17 protein-coding genes are annotated in these 16,504 nt (G+C 75.8%); 6 read left to right on the forward strand and 11 right to left on the reverse strand.

Going from position 1 to position 16,504, the window contains the following annotated elements; all coding sequences use genetic code 11:
• Nucleotides 1-76 precede the first annotated feature (76 nt).
• The gene (locus ACI78S_RS02510; protein ID WP_456970622.1) at nucleotides 77-1,165 is read right to left on the reverse strand and encodes a DegT/DnrJ/EryC1/StrS family aminotransferase; all 1,089 of its coding nucleotides are present in this window, start codon (nucleotides 1,163-1,165) and stop codon (nucleotides 77-79) included.
• Between the two features lie 291 nt (nucleotides 1,166-1,456).
• On the opposite strand from ACI78S_RS02510, the gene ACI78S_RS02515 reads away from it, so the two are divergent.
• Both ACI78S_RS02515 and ACI78S_RS02520 read left to right on the forward strand, forming a co-directional pair.
• Complete coding sequence (locus tag ACI78S_RS02515; protein WP_456970623.1) at nucleotides 1,457-3,328, forward strand: hypothetical protein; 1,872 nt, start codon at nucleotides 1,457-1,459, stop codon at nucleotides 3,326-3,328.
• Nucleotides 3,325-3,744, forward strand: a complete 420-nt coding sequence (locus tag ACI78S_RS02520) for a VOC family protein (protein WP_456970624.1) — start codon at nucleotides 3,325-3,327, stop codon at nucleotides 3,742-3,744. The genes ACI78S_RS02515 and ACI78S_RS02520 overlap by 4 nt, the downstream gene beginning before the upstream one ends.
• Nucleotides 3,745-3,858: 114 nt before the next feature.
• Here ACI78S_RS02520 and ACI78S_RS02525 read toward each other — a convergent pair whose 3' ends face one another.
• The 5 genes from ACI78S_RS02525 to ACI78S_RS02545 form a co-directional block, all read right to left on the reverse strand.
• Complete coding sequence (locus ACI78S_RS02525; RefSeq protein ID WP_456970625.1) at nucleotides 3,859-4,446, reverse strand: GNAT family N-acetyltransferase; 588 nt, start codon at nucleotides 4,444-4,446, stop codon at nucleotides 3,859-3,861.
• The gene (locus ACI78S_RS02530) at nucleotides 4,436-4,678 is read right to left on the reverse strand and encodes an acyl carrier protein (protein WP_456970626.1); all 243 of its coding nucleotides are present in this window, start codon (nucleotides 4,676-4,678) and stop codon (nucleotides 4,436-4,438) included. Before ACI78S_RS02530 ends, ACI78S_RS02525 begins: the two co-directional genes overlap by 11 nt.
• Nucleotides 4,675-6,384: an HAD-IIIC family phosphatase gene (locus ACI78S_RS02535; protein WP_456970627.1), complete on the reverse strand. Its 1,710-nt coding sequence runs from the start codon at nucleotides 6,382-6,384 to the stop codon at nucleotides 4,675-4,677. Before ACI78S_RS02535 ends, ACI78S_RS02530 begins: the two co-directional genes overlap by 4 nt.
• Nucleotides 6,365-7,084 carry a class I SAM-dependent methyltransferase gene (locus tag ACI78S_RS02540; RefSeq protein WP_456970628.1) on the reverse strand — a complete coding sequence of 240 codons (720 nt, stop codon included), beginning with the start codon at nucleotides 7,082-7,084 and terminating at the stop codon, nucleotides 6,365-6,367. The genes ACI78S_RS02535 and ACI78S_RS02540 overlap by 20 nt, the downstream gene beginning before the upstream one ends.
• A gap of 137 nt (nucleotides 7,085-7,221) precedes the next feature.
• Nucleotides 7,222-8,625, reverse strand: a complete 1,404-nt coding sequence (locus ACI78S_RS02545; RefSeq protein ID WP_456970629.1) for a class II fumarate hydratase — start codon at nucleotides 8,623-8,625, stop codon at nucleotides 7,222-7,224.
• A gap of 142 nt (nucleotides 8,626-8,767) precedes the next feature.
• On the opposite strand from ACI78S_RS02545, the gene ACI78S_RS02550 reads away from it, so the two are divergent.
• Together ACI78S_RS02550 and ACI78S_RS02555 are read left to right on the forward strand one after the other, a co-directional pair.
• A complete protein-coding gene (locus tag ACI78S_RS02550) occupies nucleotides 8,768-9,418 on the forward strand; it encodes a hypothetical protein (protein ID WP_456970630.1) in 651 nt (216 codons plus the stop codon).
• A gap of 181 nt (nucleotides 9,419-9,599) precedes the next feature.
• Nucleotides 9,600-10,511 carry a hypothetical protein gene (locus ACI78S_RS02555; protein WP_456970631.1) on the forward strand — a complete coding sequence of 304 codons (912 nt, stop codon included), beginning with the start codon at nucleotides 9,600-9,602 and terminating at the stop codon, nucleotides 10,509-10,511.
• 72 nt (nucleotides 10,512-10,583) lie between these two features.
• On the opposite strand, the gene glpX is transcribed toward ACI78S_RS02555, so the two are convergent.
• Complete coding sequence (glpX, locus tag ACI78S_RS02560; protein ID WP_456970632.1) at nucleotides 10,584-11,636, reverse strand: class II fructose-bisphosphatase; 1,053 nt, start codon at nucleotides 11,634-11,636, stop codon at nucleotides 10,584-10,586.
• A 44-nt stretch (nucleotides 11,637-11,680) separates the two neighbouring features.
• Here glpX and ACI78S_RS02565 point away from each other — a divergent pair, with 44 nt between their 5' ends.
• Nucleotides 11,681-12,307 carry a DUF4245 domain-containing protein gene (locus ACI78S_RS02565; protein WP_456970633.1) on the forward strand — a complete coding sequence of 209 codons (627 nt, stop codon included), beginning with the start codon at nucleotides 11,681-11,683 and terminating at the stop codon, nucleotides 12,305-12,307.
• Here the strand turns inward: ACI78S_RS02565 and ACI78S_RS02570 are convergent.
• The 3 genes from ACI78S_RS02570 to ACI78S_RS02580 form a co-directional block, all read right to left on the reverse strand.
• Nucleotides 12,295-12,504, reverse strand: a complete 210-nt coding sequence (locus ACI78S_RS02570) for an exodeoxyribonuclease VII small subunit (RefSeq protein WP_456970634.1) — start codon at nucleotides 12,502-12,504, stop codon at nucleotides 12,295-12,297. The genes ACI78S_RS02565 and ACI78S_RS02570 overlap by 13 nt on opposite strands.
• Nucleotides 12,501-13,730, reverse strand: coding sequence for an exodeoxyribonuclease VII large subunit (xseA, locus tag ACI78S_RS02575; RefSeq protein ID WP_456970635.1), 1,230 nt, complete (start codon nucleotides 13,728-13,730; stop codon nucleotides 12,501-12,503). The genes ACI78S_RS02570 and xseA overlap by 4 nt, the downstream gene beginning before the upstream one ends.
• A gap of 105 nt (nucleotides 13,731-13,835) precedes the next feature.
• Nucleotides 13,836-14,915, reverse strand: a complete 1,080-nt coding sequence (locus ACI78S_RS02580) for a lipid droplet-associated protein (protein ID WP_456970636.1) — start codon at nucleotides 14,913-14,915, stop codon at nucleotides 13,836-13,838.
• Between the two features lie 117 nt (nucleotides 14,916-15,032).
• On the opposite strand from ACI78S_RS02580, the gene ACI78S_RS02585 reads away from it, so the two are divergent.
• The gene (locus tag ACI78S_RS02585; RefSeq protein WP_456970637.1) at nucleotides 15,033-16,004 is read left to right on the forward strand and encodes a 4-hydroxy-3-methylbut-2-enyl diphosphate reductase; all 972 of its coding nucleotides are present in this window, start codon (nucleotides 15,033-15,035) and stop codon (nucleotides 16,002-16,004) included.
• 9 nt (nucleotides 16,005-16,013) lie between these two features.
• On the opposite strand, the gene ACI78S_RS02590 is transcribed toward ACI78S_RS02585, so the two are convergent.
• Nucleotides 16,014-16,373: a DUF6542 domain-containing protein gene (locus tag ACI78S_RS02590; RefSeq protein ID WP_456970642.1), complete on the reverse strand. Its 360-nt coding sequence runs from the start codon at nucleotides 16,371-16,373 to the stop codon at nucleotides 16,014-16,016.
• Nucleotides 16,374-16,504: the final 131 nt, after the last annotated feature.

Below are 16,504 nucleotides of genomic sequence, written 5' to 3' on the forward strand. Positions count from 1 at the left end.
CCCGGGAGGACGCCGCGCAGGGCTTGCCGACCGGCGCGCGGGTTCTTGTGGAAGGTCTCCAGCCGGGCGCCGGTGGTCAGGCGGCCCGCCGGACGGCCGAGCACACCTGCTCGACCTCGGCGTCGGTGAGGTACGCGAAGCAGGGCAGGCTGATCACCTCGGCGCACGCCCGCTCCGCCTCCGCGGCTCCCGTCGGGCCCACCCGGGCGCCGAGCGCCGGCTGCAGGTGGTCGGCGACGGGGTAGTGGACGGCGGTCGCGACGCCCAGCGCCGCCAGCCGACCGGCGAGGTCGTCGCGGTCCGGGTGCCGCCCGACCGCGAGGTGCCCCACGTCGCCGGGTGCGGGCGCGGGCAGCTCGAGCGCCGTGCCCGCCGCGGCGTCGGCGTAGGCGGCCACGATGGCGCGGCGGCGGGCGTTCCACCGGTCGACGTGCGGCAGCTTGACCCGCAGCAGGGCCGCCTGGAGCTCGTCGAGCCGGGAGTTGCGCCCGCCCGCGGTGCCGACGACGTAGCGCTGCGACCACCCGTACTGGCGCAGCGCCCGGACCCGCTCGGCCGTGCCGGCGTCGCGGCAGGTCACCGCGCCGCCGTCACCGAGGGCCCCGAGGTTCTTGGTGGGGTAGAAGCTGAAGGTGCCGACGTCCCCGAGCGTCCCGCACCGCCCGGCCGGGGTCGCGGCCCCGACGGCCTGCGCGCAGTCCTCGACGAGCGCGACGTGGTCCGGCAGCACCGCGCGCAGCGCCGCGACGTCGGCCGCGCGCCCGTAGAGGTGGGTGACGACCACGGCGGCCGTGCGCTCCGTGCACGCCGCCGCGGCGCTGGCGGCGTCGAGCAGCAGGCTGCCGGGGTCGACGTCGGCGACGACCACGTCGGCGCCGGTGGCGCGGGCGGCCGCCGCGGCGTAGCCGCCGGCGTTGCCGGCGGTCACCACCTCGCGGCCCGCGCCGACGCCCACCGCGCGCAGCGCGATCTCGAGCGCGTCCGTGCCGTTGGCCACGCCGACGGCGTGCGGCGCGCCGAGGAAGCCGGCGAGGTCGCGCTCGAAGGCGGCGTGCTGGGCGCCGTGCACGTAGTGCCCGCCGCGCAGGACGGCCAGCGCCGCCTCCTCGAGCTGCGGCTGGAGGTCGCGGTACTCGCGCGCGGTCTCGTTGAAGGGGACGGGCATGGCTCCTGGGACCTCGCCGGGGGCAGGGGACGGTGGGCGCGACGGCCCGGTCCGACGCTACGTGGGGGACCCGCGTGTGGCTGGTGCGGCTGCTGCGCCGGCCGCTCCGCCGACCCGTGGGACCTGCCCGGTGCGGCGCGGCTGCTCCACTACTGTCGCCGCCGCACCCCTCGTGTCCGGTGGCTTCCCCACGGGGGTCCGACGGGAGGGCACCACCCAGCGCGTACCGCCGCCCTGCCCCGGCTGCGGGGACGACGTGCTGCGCCCGCGACGACGATGGAGCTCGATCTGATGCAGGCAGCGACCGGTTCCGACCACCGCTTGCAGGACAACCGGCAGACCTACGAGCAGATCGTGGCCGCGGTCCGCAGCCACGCGCGCCGCGGGGACGTGGAGCGCGTCCTGCGCACCGCCACCGTGGCGGCCAACTTCGCCTACAACGCGCCGACCGGTGCGCTGGCCGATCCGGAGCTGGAGCGGCTGGTCCGGGACGCGGTGCGGGGGGACGGCGCCGTCCGGGTCGACCGGCAGCGGGAGGACGGCAGGGTCCTGCACGTCCTGACCGAGGGGTACGCCGTCGGCGGCCACACCCGGCTGGCGTGGCGGTGGGTCGAGCGCGACCCGCGCCCGGCCGACGTCGCGCTGACGATGCAGCACGGCCCCGTGCCGGCGAACCTGCGGGAGGCGGTCGCGCGCTCGGGAGGCCGCGTCTACGACCTGCGCGAGGGGTACCCCGATCTCACGGCCCGGGCGCGCGTGCTGCGGGCGCTGATGGACGGCGTCGGCACCGTGGTGCTCCACGTCCACCCGTACGACGCCGTGGCGCTGGCGGCCGCGAGCCTGCCGGGGGCACGCCCGCCGATCGTCCTCGAGAACCACGCCGACCACACGTTCTGGCTCGGGCTCGGGGCGGCCGACGTCGTGGTCGACAACCGGGCGATCGGGCGCCGCGTCAGCCGAGAGCTGCGGGGCGTGCCGGACGAGCGGCTCGCCGTGCTCCCCCTGCCCGTCGAACCGGCCGCGGGGGGCTCGACGCGCAGCGCCGTCCGGGAGCAGTTCCGGCTGCGACCCGACCAGGTCGCCGCGGTGTCGGTCGCCAGCGCGATGAAGATGGCGCCGATCTGGGGGCAGGGGTTCGACTCGCTCGTCGGCCGCCTGCTGATCCGGATCCCGGAGCTGGTGGTGGTCCTGGCCGGACCGACGGCGGACGGCGCCTGGGGGCGCCTGGTGTCCACCTTCCCGGGACGGGTGTTCCCCCTGGGCCTGGTGGAGGGTGTGGAGACCCTGTACCCCGGGATGGACGTCTACCTCGACTCCTTCCCGTGCGGCAGCATCACCTCGACCCTCGAAGCCGCCGCCGCGGGTCTGCCTCCTCTCAGCCTGCAGCTGCACCAGGGGTACGCCCAGCTCTTCTGCACCGATGCGCCGGGACTCGCGGACACCGGATACGCCCACACCACGCAGGACGAGTACGTGGCGGCCCTCCGCGCGCTCGTCGAGGACCCGGGGCTGCGCCGCAAGCGCGGCGAGCAGGTGCGGTCCGACGTGCTGGCGGCGCACGCCGGAGCCGGCTGGGACGAGGCCCTGGAGCGGGTGTACCGGCAGGTGCGCGAGGTCCCGGTCGCCGACCTGGCGGAGTACCCGCGGCCGGTGGTGGACACGGCGTACGGCAGCACCCTGCTGCCCTTCACCCTCGGGGGGCGGTCGGCGCCGGAGCCGGCCGCGTTCGGCGCGGCCCTGGGGCCGCAGATGGACGGCCGCATGCGCGGCGACCTCTTCGTGGCCGGCCAGGACAGCGGGCAGCGCCGGCTGTCGGTGCGCGTGGCGCCCGGCTGGGAAGACCACCCCGCCTGGACGGCGCGGCTCGTCGCGCTGGCCCAGGAGCACCCCGAGCTCACGGTGAGCCTGCCCCTCGCCGCGGAGGACGACGGGTCCGGGGCGCGGAGCGTCGCCGCCCTGCAGCCCGTCCTCGCGGTGAACGGCCTCACCGCCGAGGACTGCGGGGACCTCAACATCGACCTCCGGCGTCCCTCGTCCGACGGGCCGGCGATCGAGGCCGAGCTGCCGCCGCAGCCCGAGGTGCTCGACGAGCTGGAGCTCATCCTGACCTCACCGCTGTGGGAGGAGGCGTCGGCCGCCGTCGGCGGCGACGCGGTCCGGTGACCGCCCCCGCCGTCCCGCCGCTCCCTGGGCTGACCTTCCACCACGTCGGACTGGCCTGCCGCGACCTCGCCGCCGAGACGGCGGCGCACGCCCTCCTGGGGTTCCGGCCCGAGGGCGCGGTGTTCGAGGACCCGCACCAGCGCGTGCGCGGGGCGTTCCAGACCCTCGGGCCGTTCCGGGTCGAGCTGCTCGAGCCCCTGGACGAGCGGTCACCACTGCTGGACTGGCTGCAGCGCGGGGTGCGGATGTACCACGTCTGCTACGAGACCGACGACCTCGACGGCGCGCTCGCGCGGCTCGGGCGGGCGGGGCACCGGGTGGTCTCGCCGCCCGCGGCGGCCGTGGCGTTCGACGGCCGGCCGGTCGCGTTCGTCATGCTCCGGACGCGGAGCCTGGTGGAGCTGCTCCAGCGCTGACCGACGAGGGGGCGCGTGGGGCCTCGGCGAGCCGGTCACCTCGCGCCGGACGTCGCGCCGCCGTGGCGTCCCGGGCGGCGACCGGACCCGCGGTGTCCTCGGGGGCCGGGAGGGTCAGCGGCCGCCGGCCCGGCGGAGGAGGGCCGCCGTGCGCTCGGCCGACGCGCGCAGGGCCGGACCGGCGGTCGCCCAGCGCGCCCGCGTCATGCGGGCCTCCACCGCGTCCTGCGGCACTCCGTCGACCTCCGTGTGGCCCGGGATGGTGCGCACGGTCTCGGCGCCGGACCGGGCGTGGAAGGCGACGACCGCCCGGTTCTCGGCCAGGGTGCGGGAGATCAGCGACTCCAGGCCCAGCAGCGCGAAGCCGGCCTCGTGGAGCAGCCAGGCGCTCTCCGGCGCCGCCAGGGACCCCGGCCGCAGCACCCAGCGGCCCCACTCCGCCTCGCCGCCGGCGACGTCGTAGATGCCCACGAAGCCCTCGGTGGAGCCGTCGGCGAGCCGGTCGACCGCCCAGTAGTAGTCGCCCTCGCGCCGGAAGTAGTCCTCCAGCCAGCGGAGCTGCGCCGCCACCGAGGGGTCGGTCGCGTGCAGGTACCGGGAGCGGCTCGGGTCGCGCCGCAGGTCCACGATCGTCGCGGCGTCGGTCACCGCGACCGGGCGCAGGCGGAACGCGATGCCCTCCAGGCGGAGGTCATGCCGCAAGGTGCCGCTCCGCCGCCTCGGTGATCGCGGCCGAGCCGTCCAGCGCGGCCATCTCCTGCTCGGTGAAGGTGATGCCGAGGCTCTCCTCGACGGCGTAGATGATCTCGATGTGCGCCAGCGAGTCCCACTCGGGCACCTCGGCACGGGCGATCGGTGCGTCCGGGGGGCTCGGCAGCTTGAGCACCAGCGCGAGCACCTCGTGCACCTGCTGCTCGACGTCCTGGCGGGTCATCCCTCTTCCTCCCAGCTCACGGTGACCGGAGCGTCGTCGACCATCTTCCTGCACGCCGTCGGGTCCCACGGGAGGAGGACCTCACCCGGCGTCGCGACCGGCGCGCCGCTGTGCGCGGCCAGCCACGCGCGGGCGGGCTCGTTGCGCGGACCCGGCCGGTAGGCCGCGGCCGCGGTGACGGCGTCGAACTCCTCCATCAGCCGGCCGACGGCGGCGGCCAGCAGCACGTCCTCGATGCCGCGCCCGAGTGCGCGGCAGCTGACGCACAGCTCCTCGACCAGGACCCCGCCGTCGGCTCCCCGCCGGCCGGCCACCAGGGCGACGACGCCGCTGTCGGACAACCGGTCGCCGAGCGCGGCCGTGACCACGTGGACGTCCCCGCCCTCCAGCCAGCTCGCCAGCTCGGCCTCACCGGTGCGCCGCAGTGCCGCGTTGAACTGGTTGGTCTTGGCCGCGAGCGCCGCCATCCGGGGCAGGTGGTCGGCGCGGTCCAGCGACAGGTCCAGGCGGACCCGCAGGGAGCGCAGGTACGCGGCGGGGTCGCCGTCGGCGAGCTGCACCCGCTCGGCGGCCGCCGCCAGGTCGGCGGCGCGCAACGCGTCCTCCTCGGTGCGCGGGTGACCGTGCAGGCCGGGGAACAGGGACAGCGCGGTGGCCGTCCGCTCGGGATCCGCGGCGTGGACCAGCCCGCCGATGCGCGTACCGGCGGAGACCTCGGCGAGCTCACCGGCGTTGTCGTCGACGAACACGACCGCCTCGGTCGAGATCCGCAGCTCGGTCGCCGCCGCAGCCACGCCCTCGCTCTTGGCGCCCCAACCGATCGCCCGTGCCGAGAAGTCCTCCAGCCGGAGGGGGAAGTCGGTGCGCGTGGCGAAGAGGGCCTCGACGTCGCGGGGCTCGTTGCGGGACACGAGGGCGAGGAGGACGCCCTCCTCCCGGAGATCGCGCAACGAGCGCTGGAGGTCGCGGTGCCCCGGGGTGAGCACGACGCCGTCCGGCCCGTCCTCGCCGAGCACGCCCTCGTACAGCGTCATGTCCAGGTCCACGGCGAGCGCCTTGATCCGCGGAGCGACGAGCGCGGGCAGCCAGCGCAGCCCCATCCGCTGCGCCACCAGGACGGCGGCGCGCGCGCTCATGCCGGTGCCGGCGACGGCCCGCGTCCGCGGGTCGACGAAGGCGTCACCCACCCGCCGGGCGACAGCGGACAGGTCCGCGACGGCCAGGCCGGGCACCTCGTGGCGGCGCTGCTCGAGCCGGCGGTTGAACGCCGCCGCGGCCTCGTCGGAGCCCGGCCGGTCCGCGACCAGGAGGGGGGCGAGGGTCCGCGCGCGCAGCGCCCGGAGGCGCTCGACGAGCCAGTCGGCCAGCGCCGCCGGGTCGGTCTCGCGGTAGCGGTCGAAGTCGAGCCAGACCAGCTCGACGTCGGCGGCCGGGCCGTCGAGGGCGGCGCCGCTGAGCGAGTCGTCGTAGTCGCTGTGCTCGAACGTGGCGCGGAGGCCGGCGTACGCGAGGAACGGGGGCAGCAGCGAGGCGACGTACTCGAACGCGGTGTTGCGGTGGACGCGGACGCGCAGCTCCCGGGTCGGCCAGGAGGGCGTCAGCGGGAGCAGGTCCAGCCGGCGGGGGGACTCGGCGAGCACGACCGGCTGCCAGTCCAGGCGCTGGAGCGACTGCTCCAGCACGGCGTCACGGCTCGGCGACGACATAGATCTCCGCTGCCGAGTCGGGGTAGCGCTCGCCCAGCTGCAGGAAGGCGTCGAGCATCTCGGGGCTCCACTGCTCGGCGATCTGCGCGTTGGACACCGGCTTGAGCCAGTACCCGCCGGTGTGCGTGACGGTCCAGCCCGCCGCCGCGAAGTCGGCGCGCAGGCCGGCCGGGTCGTACACCCGGCGGTGCCCGAAGCGGTGGTCGGTCTCGTTCAGGGCGTGCTCCACCGGCAGCAGCCCCATGAGCACGGCGGCCTGGCGGTGCAGGCTGTGCGCGTTCGGCACCGTGGCGAGCACGACGCCGCCCGGAGCGACCCAGTCCCGGATCCGCACCAGCAGGCCGACCGGGTCCAGCACGTGCTCGAGCACGTGCCCGAGGACCACCGTGTCGAACCGGTGCGCCGGGGTGAACTCCTCGAACAGCGCGTTGACCACCGTCACGCCGGGGAATCGCGCCGACAGCTCCCGGCAGAACGAGCTCGACCCGTCCACGACGGTGAGCTCGGCGAACGCCTCGGCCAGTTCCTCCGTGACGATCCCCTCCGCCGGGCCGAGCTCCAGGCAGCGGGAGCCCCGCCAGTGCCGGCGGAGGATGCCGGCGAAGTAGCGCAGGCTGGTCGGCATCGGTCCGGTGTTGTACAGACCGTCCGTGGCGATGAACTCGAGCCGTTCCAGCTCCTGCTGATTCGTCACGCTCACATCACGAAGTGTGCCAACCCGGTTGCCGACCGTCATGGTGCTCGACGGGGGACGCGCCGTCCGGCACCACATCCGCCCCGCCCGCCCCGGGCCCGGCAGCGGGGTGCGCGACGCGCGCGCCGCGCACCCCGTGCGCGTCACGGATGGGTCATCGACAGGACGTCGAGGGCCTCGTCGAGCTGCTGCTCGGTGAGCTTGCCCTGCTCGACGTAGCCCCGCTCGAGCACCACCTGGCGGATCGTCTTGCGCTCGGCGAGCGACTGCTTGGCGACCTTGGCCGCCTCCTCGTAGCCGATGTACTTGTTCAGCGGCGTGACGATCGACGGCGAGGACTCGGCCAGCTCGCGGCAGCGCTCGACGTTCGCGGTGATCCCGTCGACGGTGCGGTCGGCCAGGATCCGGCTGACGTTGGCCAGCAGCCGGATCGACTCGAGCACGTTGCGCGCCATGAGCGGCAGGGTCACGTTGAGCTCGAAGTTGCCGGTGGTGCCGGCGAAGGCGACGGCGGCGTCGTTGCCGATGACCTGGGCGGCGACCTGGATGGTGGCCTCGGGGATGACCGGGTTGACCTTCCCCGGCATGATCGAGCTGCCCGGCTGCAGGTCGGGCAGGTAGATCTCGCCCAGGCCGGTGCGCGGGCCCGAGCCCATCCACCGCAGGTCGTTGGCGATCTTGGTCAGGCCGACGGCGATGGTGCGCAGCTGCCCCGAGGCCTCGACCAGCGAGTCGCGGGAGCTCTGCGCCTCGAAGTGGTCACGCGCCTCGGTCAGCGGCAGGTCGAGGTCGGCGGCCAGCTTGTCGATGATCGCGGCGGCGAACCCGGGCGGGGTGTTGATCCCGGTGCCGACGGCGGTGCCGCCGAGGGGGAGCTCGCCGATGCGGGGGAGCGAGGCCTCCAGCCGCTCGACGCCGTAGCGGACCGTGGCCGCGTACCCGCCGAACTCCTGCCCGAGGGTCACCGGCGTGGCGTCCATGAGGTGGGTGCGCCCGCTCTTGACCACCTCGGCGAACTCGGTGGCCTTGCGGGAGAGGGAGGCCTCGAGGTGGCGCAGGGCGGGGACGAGGTCGCGCACGATCGCCCGCGTGGTGGCGACGTGGATCGCCGAGGGGAAGACGTCGTTGGACGACTGCGAGGCGTTGACGTGGTCGTTCGGGTGCACCGGCGCACCCAGCGCCTCGCCGGCCAGGGTGGCGAGGACCTCGTTGGTGTTCATGTTGCTCGAGGTCCCCGAGCCGGTCTGGAAGACGTCGATGGGGAAGTGCTCGTCCCACCTGCCGGACGCCACCTCGGCGGCCGCGTCGCGGATCGCCGCCGCGACGTCCTTGTCCAGCACACCCAGGTCGGCGTTGACCGTGGCGGCGGCCCCCTTGATCGACGCCAGGGCGGCGATCAGCTCCCGCTCGATGCGCGTGCCGGAGATCGGGAAGTTCTCGACGGCCCGCTGCGTCTGCGCCCGCCACTTGGCCCAGGCGGGGACCCGGACCTCGCCCATGGAGTCGTGCTCGATGCGGTACTCCGTGCCGTCCTGCTGTGCGGACACGCTCGCTCCCGGAAGGTGTCGGTGGGGACTGTGCTCCGGGAGCGACCCTAGATCCCCGTTCGGTCACGGTCCGCCCGGGCTCCGGCCGTGGACGGCGCGCAGCGGCCTACAGTCCGCCGGACGGATCGCCCCCGGAGGAGCCATGTCCCAGCCGCCGTACCCGCCGCCGGGCCCGTGGCCGCCGCCGTACGGCCACCCCCCGGCCGGCTGGCCGCCTGCGCCGCCGCCACCGCGGCGGCGCACGCGCGCGACCGTCGTCTGGGTCGTCGCCGGCTCGGTGCTGGCGGCCGCGGTCCTGGTGGCCGTCGTCATCGGTGGGCGGCAGCTGGGCCGCTCCCAAGCCGACCTGGTGGCACCGGGCGCGGTCACCACCGGGCGGCCGGCCGCCCCGACGGAGCTGGGCGACGACCCGGTCCTCGACGGGTACGCGCAACGCTGCCACGACGGCACCCTGTCGGCGTGCGACGAGCTGTTCGGGCTGGCGCCGTCCGGATCGGCGTACGAGCAGTACGGGATGACGTGCGGGGGCCGGGTCAAGGCCTACGACGTGTCGTCCTGCACCGACCTGGCGGGGGCGCCGCCCACCTCGCCGCCGGCCGATCCCACCGGCCTCGGCGACGACCCCGGGCTGGACGGTTACGCCCAGCGCTGCCACGACGGGCTGCTCGCCGCCTGCGACGACCTGTACCAGCTGTCGCCGCCGATGTCGGGCTACGAGCGGTACGGGATGACCTGCGGCGGCCGGGTGGAGCCGCTGGCCGTGGCGCGCTGCACCGACCTCGAGGACGACTGACCCCTGGGGCCGGTGGGGGAGGTGCGACCCCCGGTCCGCGGACGGCGTCGACGTCGGCCCCGCCCGTGCGGCGCGGCACGGTCGGGGCGCCGGTCGCACCTACGCTGCGCCGGACCCGAACCCGCAGGACGCGCGGCTACGCTCAGCCGCGCCACCGCCGAGAACCGAGGAGCACCGCACCATGTCACAGCCGCCGAACCCGCCCCAGGGCGGCAACGACCCCTCGGGCCAGCGGCCCGGGCAGCAGGGCTGGGGGCAGTCGTCCCCGCAGGACGAGCCCACCCAGCAGTTCGGGTCCACCGGCGCCGGCTCGACGCCCGGCGGTGGGCAGCGCGACGAGACCACGCAGTTCCCGCCGCCCGGGCAGCAGTACCCGCCGCCGGGCCAGCCGGGTCAGCAGTACGGGCAGCCGGGCCAGCAGTACGGCCAGCCCGGCTACGGGCAGCAGCCGCAGTACGGGCAGCCGGGCCAGCAGTACGGCCAGCCGCAGTACGGGCAGCAGCCGCAGTACGGGCAGCCGGCGCAGCAGTACGGGCAGCAGCCGCAGTACGGCCAGCCGGGGCAGCAGTACGGGCAGCAGCCGCAGTACGGCCAGCCCGGCTACGGGCAGCAGCCCGAGAAGAAGGGCAAGGGCGGCCTGATCGCCCTGATCGTGGCCGGCGTCGTCGTCGTGGCCGGCATCGTCGTCGCCCTCGTGCTGTTCCTCGGCGGGGACGACGACGACAGCTCCACCGCGAGCAGCACCACCTCCGCGACGGCCTCCACCAGCGAGGACGCCACGCCGACGACGACCTCCAGCGAGGAGACCACCACCAGCGAGGAGACGTCGACCAGCGAGGGGACGACGACCTCGGACGCGCCGAGCGGCAACGTCCCGCCGCCCACCATCGAGCCCACCGGGCTGGGCACCGACCCGGCGTGGAACTCGCTGGCCCAGGACTGCTACGACGGCAGCATGGCCTCCTGCGACCTGCTGTTCGCCGGCACGTCGACCGACCCGAACCTGGAGGCCTACACGCGCTACGCCGACACGTGCGCCGGCCGCCAGCCCGAGGGCACCCAGCGGTTCTGCACGGACGCCTTCCCCGGCTGACCGCCCCCGCTCCGCCCGACGGCCCGGCTCCTCACCCCGAGGAGCCGGGCCGTCGGCCGTCGTGCCGGCTGGTCAGTCCTCCGCCGGGCCGGCGTCGAAGGGCACCGCGGAGTAGGCCCGCAGCTTGGCCAGCGAGTGCAGGCTGTCGATCAGCCGGATGGTGCCCGAGCGCGACCGCATGACCAGCGACTGCGTGGTGCAGCCTCCGGCCCGGTACTGCACGCCGCGCAGCAGCTCGCCGTCGGTGATGCCGGTGGCGACGAAGAAGACGTCGCCGCGGACGAGGTCGTCGATCTGCAGCACCCGGTCGAGGTCGTGGCCGGCGTCGAGGGCCTTCCGCCGCTCGTCGTCGTCCTTGGGCCAGAGCCGGCCCTGCAGCGAGCCGCCCATGCACTTGAGCGCGCAGGCGGCGATGATCCCCTCCGGGGTGCCGCCGATGCCCATGAGCAGGTCGACGCCGGTGCCCTCGCGCGCGGCGGCGATCGCCCCGGCGACGTCGCCGTCGGTGATGAACTTGATGCGCGCGCCGGCCTGGCGGACCTCCCGCACGAGCTGCTCGTGCCGGGGCCGGTCGAGGATGCACACGGTGACGTCGCCGGTCGAGCAGTGCTTGGCCCTGGCCACCCGGCGGATGTTCTCGGCGACCGGCGCGGTGATGTCCACGACGTCGGCGGCCTGCGGTCCGGTGGCGATCTTCTCCATGTAGAAGACCGCCGACGGGTCGTACATCGCCCCGCGGTCGGCCACCGCCATGACGGCGATGGCGTTCGGCATGCCCTTCGCCATGAGCGTGGTGCCGTCGATCGGGTCGACCGCGACGTCGTACTCCGGGCCCTGGCCGTCGCCGACCTGCTCGCCGTTGTAGAGCATCGGCGCCTGGTCCTTCTCGCCCTCGCCGATGACCACGGTGCCGTTCATGCTCACCGTGCCGATCAGCGCCCGCATCGCGTCGACCGCGGCGCCGTCCCCGCCGTTCTTGTCGCCGCGGCCGACCCAGCGGCCGGCGGCCATGGCGGCCGCCTCGGTGACGCGGACCAGCTCGAGGGCCAGGTTGCGGTCGGGTGCGGGGCGGTCGGTGCGGAAGCCCGCTCCGGCGCTCGGCGTCAGTGAGTCGGGCAGCGACACGGGACCTCCAGGGATCGACCACCGGGTGCTGCGATCCTAGGTGCATGCCTGCAGGCCCGACCGACCAGCGACCGCACCCGCCCGGGCAGGGGGACGCGCCCCCGGCGCCCGACCCGCGGCTGGAGCGCGCCCGCCGGCAGAGCTTCGCGAACATGGTGCGCTCGCTGGTCCCGCTCGTGGTGATCGTCCTCGCGCTCGTCGCCTGGCAGTCGTTCCGGCAGGGCCCCGACGAGAACCCGGTCAAGCCGATCGACCCGTCGAGCACGATCTCCCTCGCGGCGAACCGGGCGAGCTACCCGCTGCTGGTGCCCACCGACCTGCCCGAGGACTACCGGCCCACCAGCGCGCGCACCGACGCCGGCGAGGCGGGGGAGGGCGCCGCCGTGACCCTCGAGATCGGCTACGTGACCCCGGGCGAGGAGTTCGCCGGCTTCGTGGTGAGCGACGACCCGGGCGCCGACGCCCTGACCGCCGTGCTCGCCGACGCCGAGCCGCAGGGCAGCGTGCAGATCGACGGCGAGGCCTGGACCCGCTCGACCCGGGTGCAGAACCGGGCCACCGAGACCGTGCTCAGCCGCGAGGCCGACGGCGTGACCGTGGTGGTCACCGGGTCGGCGTCGGAGGAGGAGCTCGAGACCGTGGCCGCGGCGGTGGCGCCCTACTCCGGCTGATCGGCGGGGGTGGCCGCGGCCAGCCGCTCGCGGGCCCGGTCCAGCCAGTGCCGGCACAGCTCGGCCAGCGCCTCGCCGCGCTCCCACAGGGCCAGCGACTCCTCCAGCGTGAGCCCGCCGGCCTCCAGCTTGCGCACGACCTCGGCGAGCTCGTCGCGGGCCTGCTCGTAGGTCTGGGTCGGCTCCGGGGTGCTCACGCTTCCTCCTGGTCGCTGCTGCGGTCGACGCGCACGGGCAGCCGGCCGCCGGCCACGCGCACGCTGAGCAGTTCGCCGTCGGCGACCGCGCCCGGCTCGCGCACCAGCGAGCCGTCGGCGCGCTGGACGACGGCGTAGCCCCGCTGCAGGGTGGCGGCGGGGGAGAGCGCGGCCACCCGGGCGCGCGCGTGCTCGAGGTCGCGCTCGGCGCCCTCGACGCGGTGGGTGACGGTGCGCAGCGCGCGCCCGCGCAGGGCGGCGACGTCGTCGGCCCGGCCGTGCAGCAGCCGCTCGGGCGCGGCGAGGACCGGGCGGCTGCGCACCGAGTCCAGCCAGCGCTCCTGCTGCTCGAGGCGGGTCGAGAGCAGGTGCCGGGCGCGGGCGCGCAGGCTCTCCACCAGGCGCCGCTGCTCGCCGATCTCGGGCACGATGCGGTGCGCGGCGTCGGTCGGGGTGGCGGCGCGGACGTCGGCGACGTGGTCGACCAGGGTCGTGTCGGTCTCGTGGCCGACGGCGGTGACCACCGGGGTCCGGCAGGCGGCGATCGCCCGGACCAGCCCCTCGTCGGAGAAGGGCAGCAGGTCCTCGACCGAGCCGCCGCCGCGGGCGATCACGATGACCTCGACGGCGGGGTCGCGGTCGAGCCGCTGCAGGCCCTCGATGACCGAGGCCGCCGCCATCGGGCCCTGCACCAGGCAGTGCTCGACCTCGAAGCGGATGGCCGGCCAGCGCCGGCGCGCGGTGACGAGGACGTCGCGCTCGGCGGCGCTGTCGCGGCCGGTGACCAGGCCCACGACCGCCGGCGCGAACGGCAGCGGCCGCTTGCGGGCGGTGTCGAACAACCCCTCGGCGGTGAGCAGCCGGCGGATGCGCTCGATGCGGGCGAGCAGCTCGCCGAGGCCCACCGCACGGATCTCGGTGGCCCGCAGCGAGAACGACCCGCGCGCGATGTAGTAGTCGGGCCGCGCCCGGACGATCACGCGGGCGCCCTCGGCGAGCTCCAGACCGGGCCGGTCGGCGACCTCGCGGCCGCAGGTGACCGGGATCGACAGGTCGGCGGCGGGGTCGCGCAGGGTGAGGAACACCGTGCTGGACATGCCGCGCCGGGAGAGCTGCGCGACCTGGCCCTCCACCCACACCTCGCCGAGCCGGCCGATCCACTCCGCCACCTTGCGGGCGACGGTGCGGACCGGCCACGGCGCCTCGGGGGAGGAGGGGGCGGTCACAGCCGACGAGCCTGCCAGGCGCCGCCGACACGACCGCGCGGGGGCTTTCGGTACCGAGAGCCCGGGGCGACCGCGGGCTCCCGTACCGGAAGCGGGGACGCGGCCTCAGGCGGAGGCGGTCTGCCCCTTCTCCAGGCGGTTGCGCAGCATCCGCACGTACGGCGCCCGCGACCGGGTGGCCTCCTCGTAGTCGAGGAGCCGCTGCACGGTCGAGGGGGCGTAGCCGCGCAGCCGGCCGCGCAGCTGGGCGATCGACCAGCCGTCGTAGCCCTCGACGGGGGCGGTGCCGGCGGCCTGCGCGCCCGCGGTGCCCTCGTCGGCGGGCGGGCCGGCGTCCTCGTCGACGTCGGTGCGCACGCCCGTCGCGGCCGCGACCGGGGTGCCGCCCTCGTCGGTCGCCTCGGCCGCGGGGCCGGTCTCGGGGGCGGCGACGCCCTCGTCGGTGACGGTCGCCTCGACCGTGGCGACGCCGCCGTCGGGCGTGAGGACGTCGACCTCCTCGGCCACCGTCTCCGGGGCAGCGCCGGGCGCTGCTGCCGCCTGCGCCGCGTCGGACTCGAGCAGCGCGTCCTCGACCGCGCCGGCGTCCTCGGTGGCGACCCCGTCGGGCGCGGCGGGGAGGTCGGCGGCCTCGACCTGGGCGGTGATGTCCTGGACGGCGGCCACGACCTCCTCGGGCGCGGGCTCCTGGGGCAGGCCGGCGAGCTCGTCGTCCACCAGCTCCTCGATGGCCAGCTCCTCGAGGGTGTCCTCGGCCGACAGACCGGGGGCCGGGGCGTCGCCGGCGGCCGCGTCGGCGGCGGCCGCGGCGGCCGCGGCGGCGGGGTCGGGCAGCGCCACGTCGTCCTCGGGCAGCCCGGCGACCAGCTCCTCCTCGGAGACCTCGACGCGGTCGAACGCCGAGTCGCGGAAGCCGGCCGGGGCCGGTGCCGCGGCGGCGGGCAGGTCCTCGTCGAAGGTGGCCAGCCCCGGCTCGTCCTCGCCGCGGATGCCCGTGAACACCTCGTCGCCGCGGGCGACCAGGCCGGTGTACTGCTGCTGCAGCCACATCGCCGTCTGCATGGTCAGCCCGACCACCCGCACCGGGAGGCCGGGGAGGGTCTCGGGCAGCTTGCGCGCCTCGTCCAGCACGGTGGCGGCCAGTCCGGCGGCGGCGCGGACGACCTGGGGGATCTCACGGGACATGCGCACAGCCTGCCCCAGAACCCCCCGCGCGACACACCCGGTCAGCGCACAAGCACCCGACGGTGGTGCTCCTCTCAGTCCCGGGCGCGACGCCGCCGCCCACGTACCCTGGGGGGCATGGCTGATCAGCGCGGACGCGTCCTGCTGGCCGACCCGCGCGGGTACTGCGCCGGGGTGGACCGGGCGGTGGTGGCCGTCGAGAAGGCGCTGGAGATCCACGGCGCCCCGGTCTACGTGCGCAAGCAGATCGTCCACAACAAGCACGTCGTCGCCACGCTCGAGCGGCGCGGGGCGGTCTTCGTCGACGAGACCGACGAGGTGCCCGAGGGCTCCGTCGTCGTCTTCAGCGCCCACGGGGTCTCCCCGGCGGTGCACGCCGAGGCGGCCGCGCGGTCGCTGCGCACCATCGACGCCACCTGCCCGCTGGTGACCAAGGTGCACTCCGAGGCGAAGCGGTTCGCCAAGGAGGACTACGACATCCTGCTCATCGGCCACCGCGGCCACGAGGAGGTGGAGGGTACCTCCGGCGAGGCCCCCGAGCGCATCCAGCTCGTCGACGGCGACGCGGACATCGCGAACGTCGAGGTCCGCGACCCCGACAAGGTCGTGTGGCTGTCGCAGACCACCCTCTCGGTCGACGAGACCCTGGCGACGGTGGACAAGCTGCGCGAGCGGTTCCCCACGCTGCAGTCCCCGCCGAGCGACGACATCTGCTACGCCACGCAGAACCGTCAGCAGGCCGTCAAGCAGATGGCCGCCGAGTGCGACCTGGTGATCGTGGTCGGCTCCACGAACTCGTCGAACTCCGTCCGCCTCGTCGAGGTGGCGCTGGAGGCCGGCGCGCGCGACGCGCACCTGGTCGACTTCGCCAGCGAGATCGACCCCGCCTGGCTCGACGGCGTGTCCACCGTCGGCCTGACCAGCGGCGCCTCGGTGCCCGAGGTGCTGGTCGGCGAGGTGCTGGACTGGCTGGCCGAGCGCGGCTACCCCGACGTCGAGACGGTCAAGGCCGCCGAGGAGCGGCTGGTCTTCGCGCTGCCGCCGGAGCTCCGGCCGAAGCGCGGCGCACGGGCTGCCGCTTCGGACTGAGACCGGCGGTCAGCGACCGGCGGCCATCCGGATGAGCGCGACGACGACGCCGGCGATCGTCGCCACCGCCATGCCCGGGAAGTTCTGCACCAGCTGGGTGCCCATGACCAGGACGAACGCCTTGACGCCGCTGAGCTGCACCGACGAGGCGGCCAGCAGGTTGACCGCGGCGACGGCGGCGAACACCAGCGGCGGGCTCACCACGACGCTGAGCAGGTCGCGGCGGCGGACGGCGAAGGCGCCGATCGCGGTGGCGGCGACCAGGCCCGCGGTGGTGACCAGCCCGAGGCCGGTGCCGAGCAGCGACTCGACCGCGGCCACCGCCAGCGTGACCAGGAAGATGCCGAGGACGGCGACGGCGCCGCGCAGCCGGCCGCCGCGCTCCGGCCGGGCCCGGGGGGGGGGGGGGGGGGGGGGGGGGGGGGGGGGGCGGGGGGGGGGGGGGGGGGGGGGGGGGGGGGGGGGGGGGGCGGCGGCCGGCGGCCGCCCGCGCGGCGCGC

The sequence above is a fragment of the Geodermatophilus sp. SYSU D00815 genome, from assembly GCF_054050035.1.

Excerpts from the sequence above, each read along its gene's own strand:
- ACI78S_RS02510 (WP_456970622.1), bottom strand. The coding sequence starts at position 1,165 with ATGCCCGTCCCCTTCAACGAGACCGCGCGCGAGTACCGCGACCTCCAG.
- ACI78S_RS02515 (WP_456970623.1), top strand. The coding sequence starts at position 1,457 with ATGCAGGCAGCGACCGGTTCCGACCACCGCTTGCAGGACAACCGGCAG.
- ACI78S_RS02530 (WP_456970626.1), bottom strand. The coding sequence starts at position 4,678 with ATGACCCGCCAGGACGTCGAGCAGCAGGTGCACGAGGTGCTCGCGCTG.
- ACI78S_RS02535 (WP_456970627.1), bottom strand. The coding sequence starts at position 6,384 with ATGTCGTCGCCGAGCCGTGACGCCGTGCTGGAGCAGTCGCTCCAGCGC.
- ACI78S_RS02550 (WP_456970630.1), top strand. The coding sequence starts at position 8,768 with ATGTCCCAGCCGCCGTACCCGCCGCCGGGCCCGTGGCCGCCGCCGTAC.
- ACI78S_RS02555 (WP_456970631.1), top strand. The coding sequence starts at position 9,600 with ATGTCACAGCCGCCGAACCCGCCCCAGGGCGGCAACGACCCCTCGGGC.
- ACI78S_RS02565 (WP_456970633.1), top strand. The coding sequence starts at position 11,681 with ATGCCTGCAGGCCCGACCGACCAGCGACCGCACCCGCCCGGGCAGGGG.
- ACI78S_RS02580 (WP_456970636.1), bottom strand. The coding sequence starts at position 14,915 with ATGTCCCGTGAGATCCCCCAGGTCGTCCGCGCCGCCGCCGGACTGGCC.
- ACI78S_RS02585 (WP_456970637.1), top strand. The coding sequence starts at position 15,033 with ATGGCTGATCAGCGCGGACGCGTCCTGCTGGCCGACCCGCGCGGGTAC.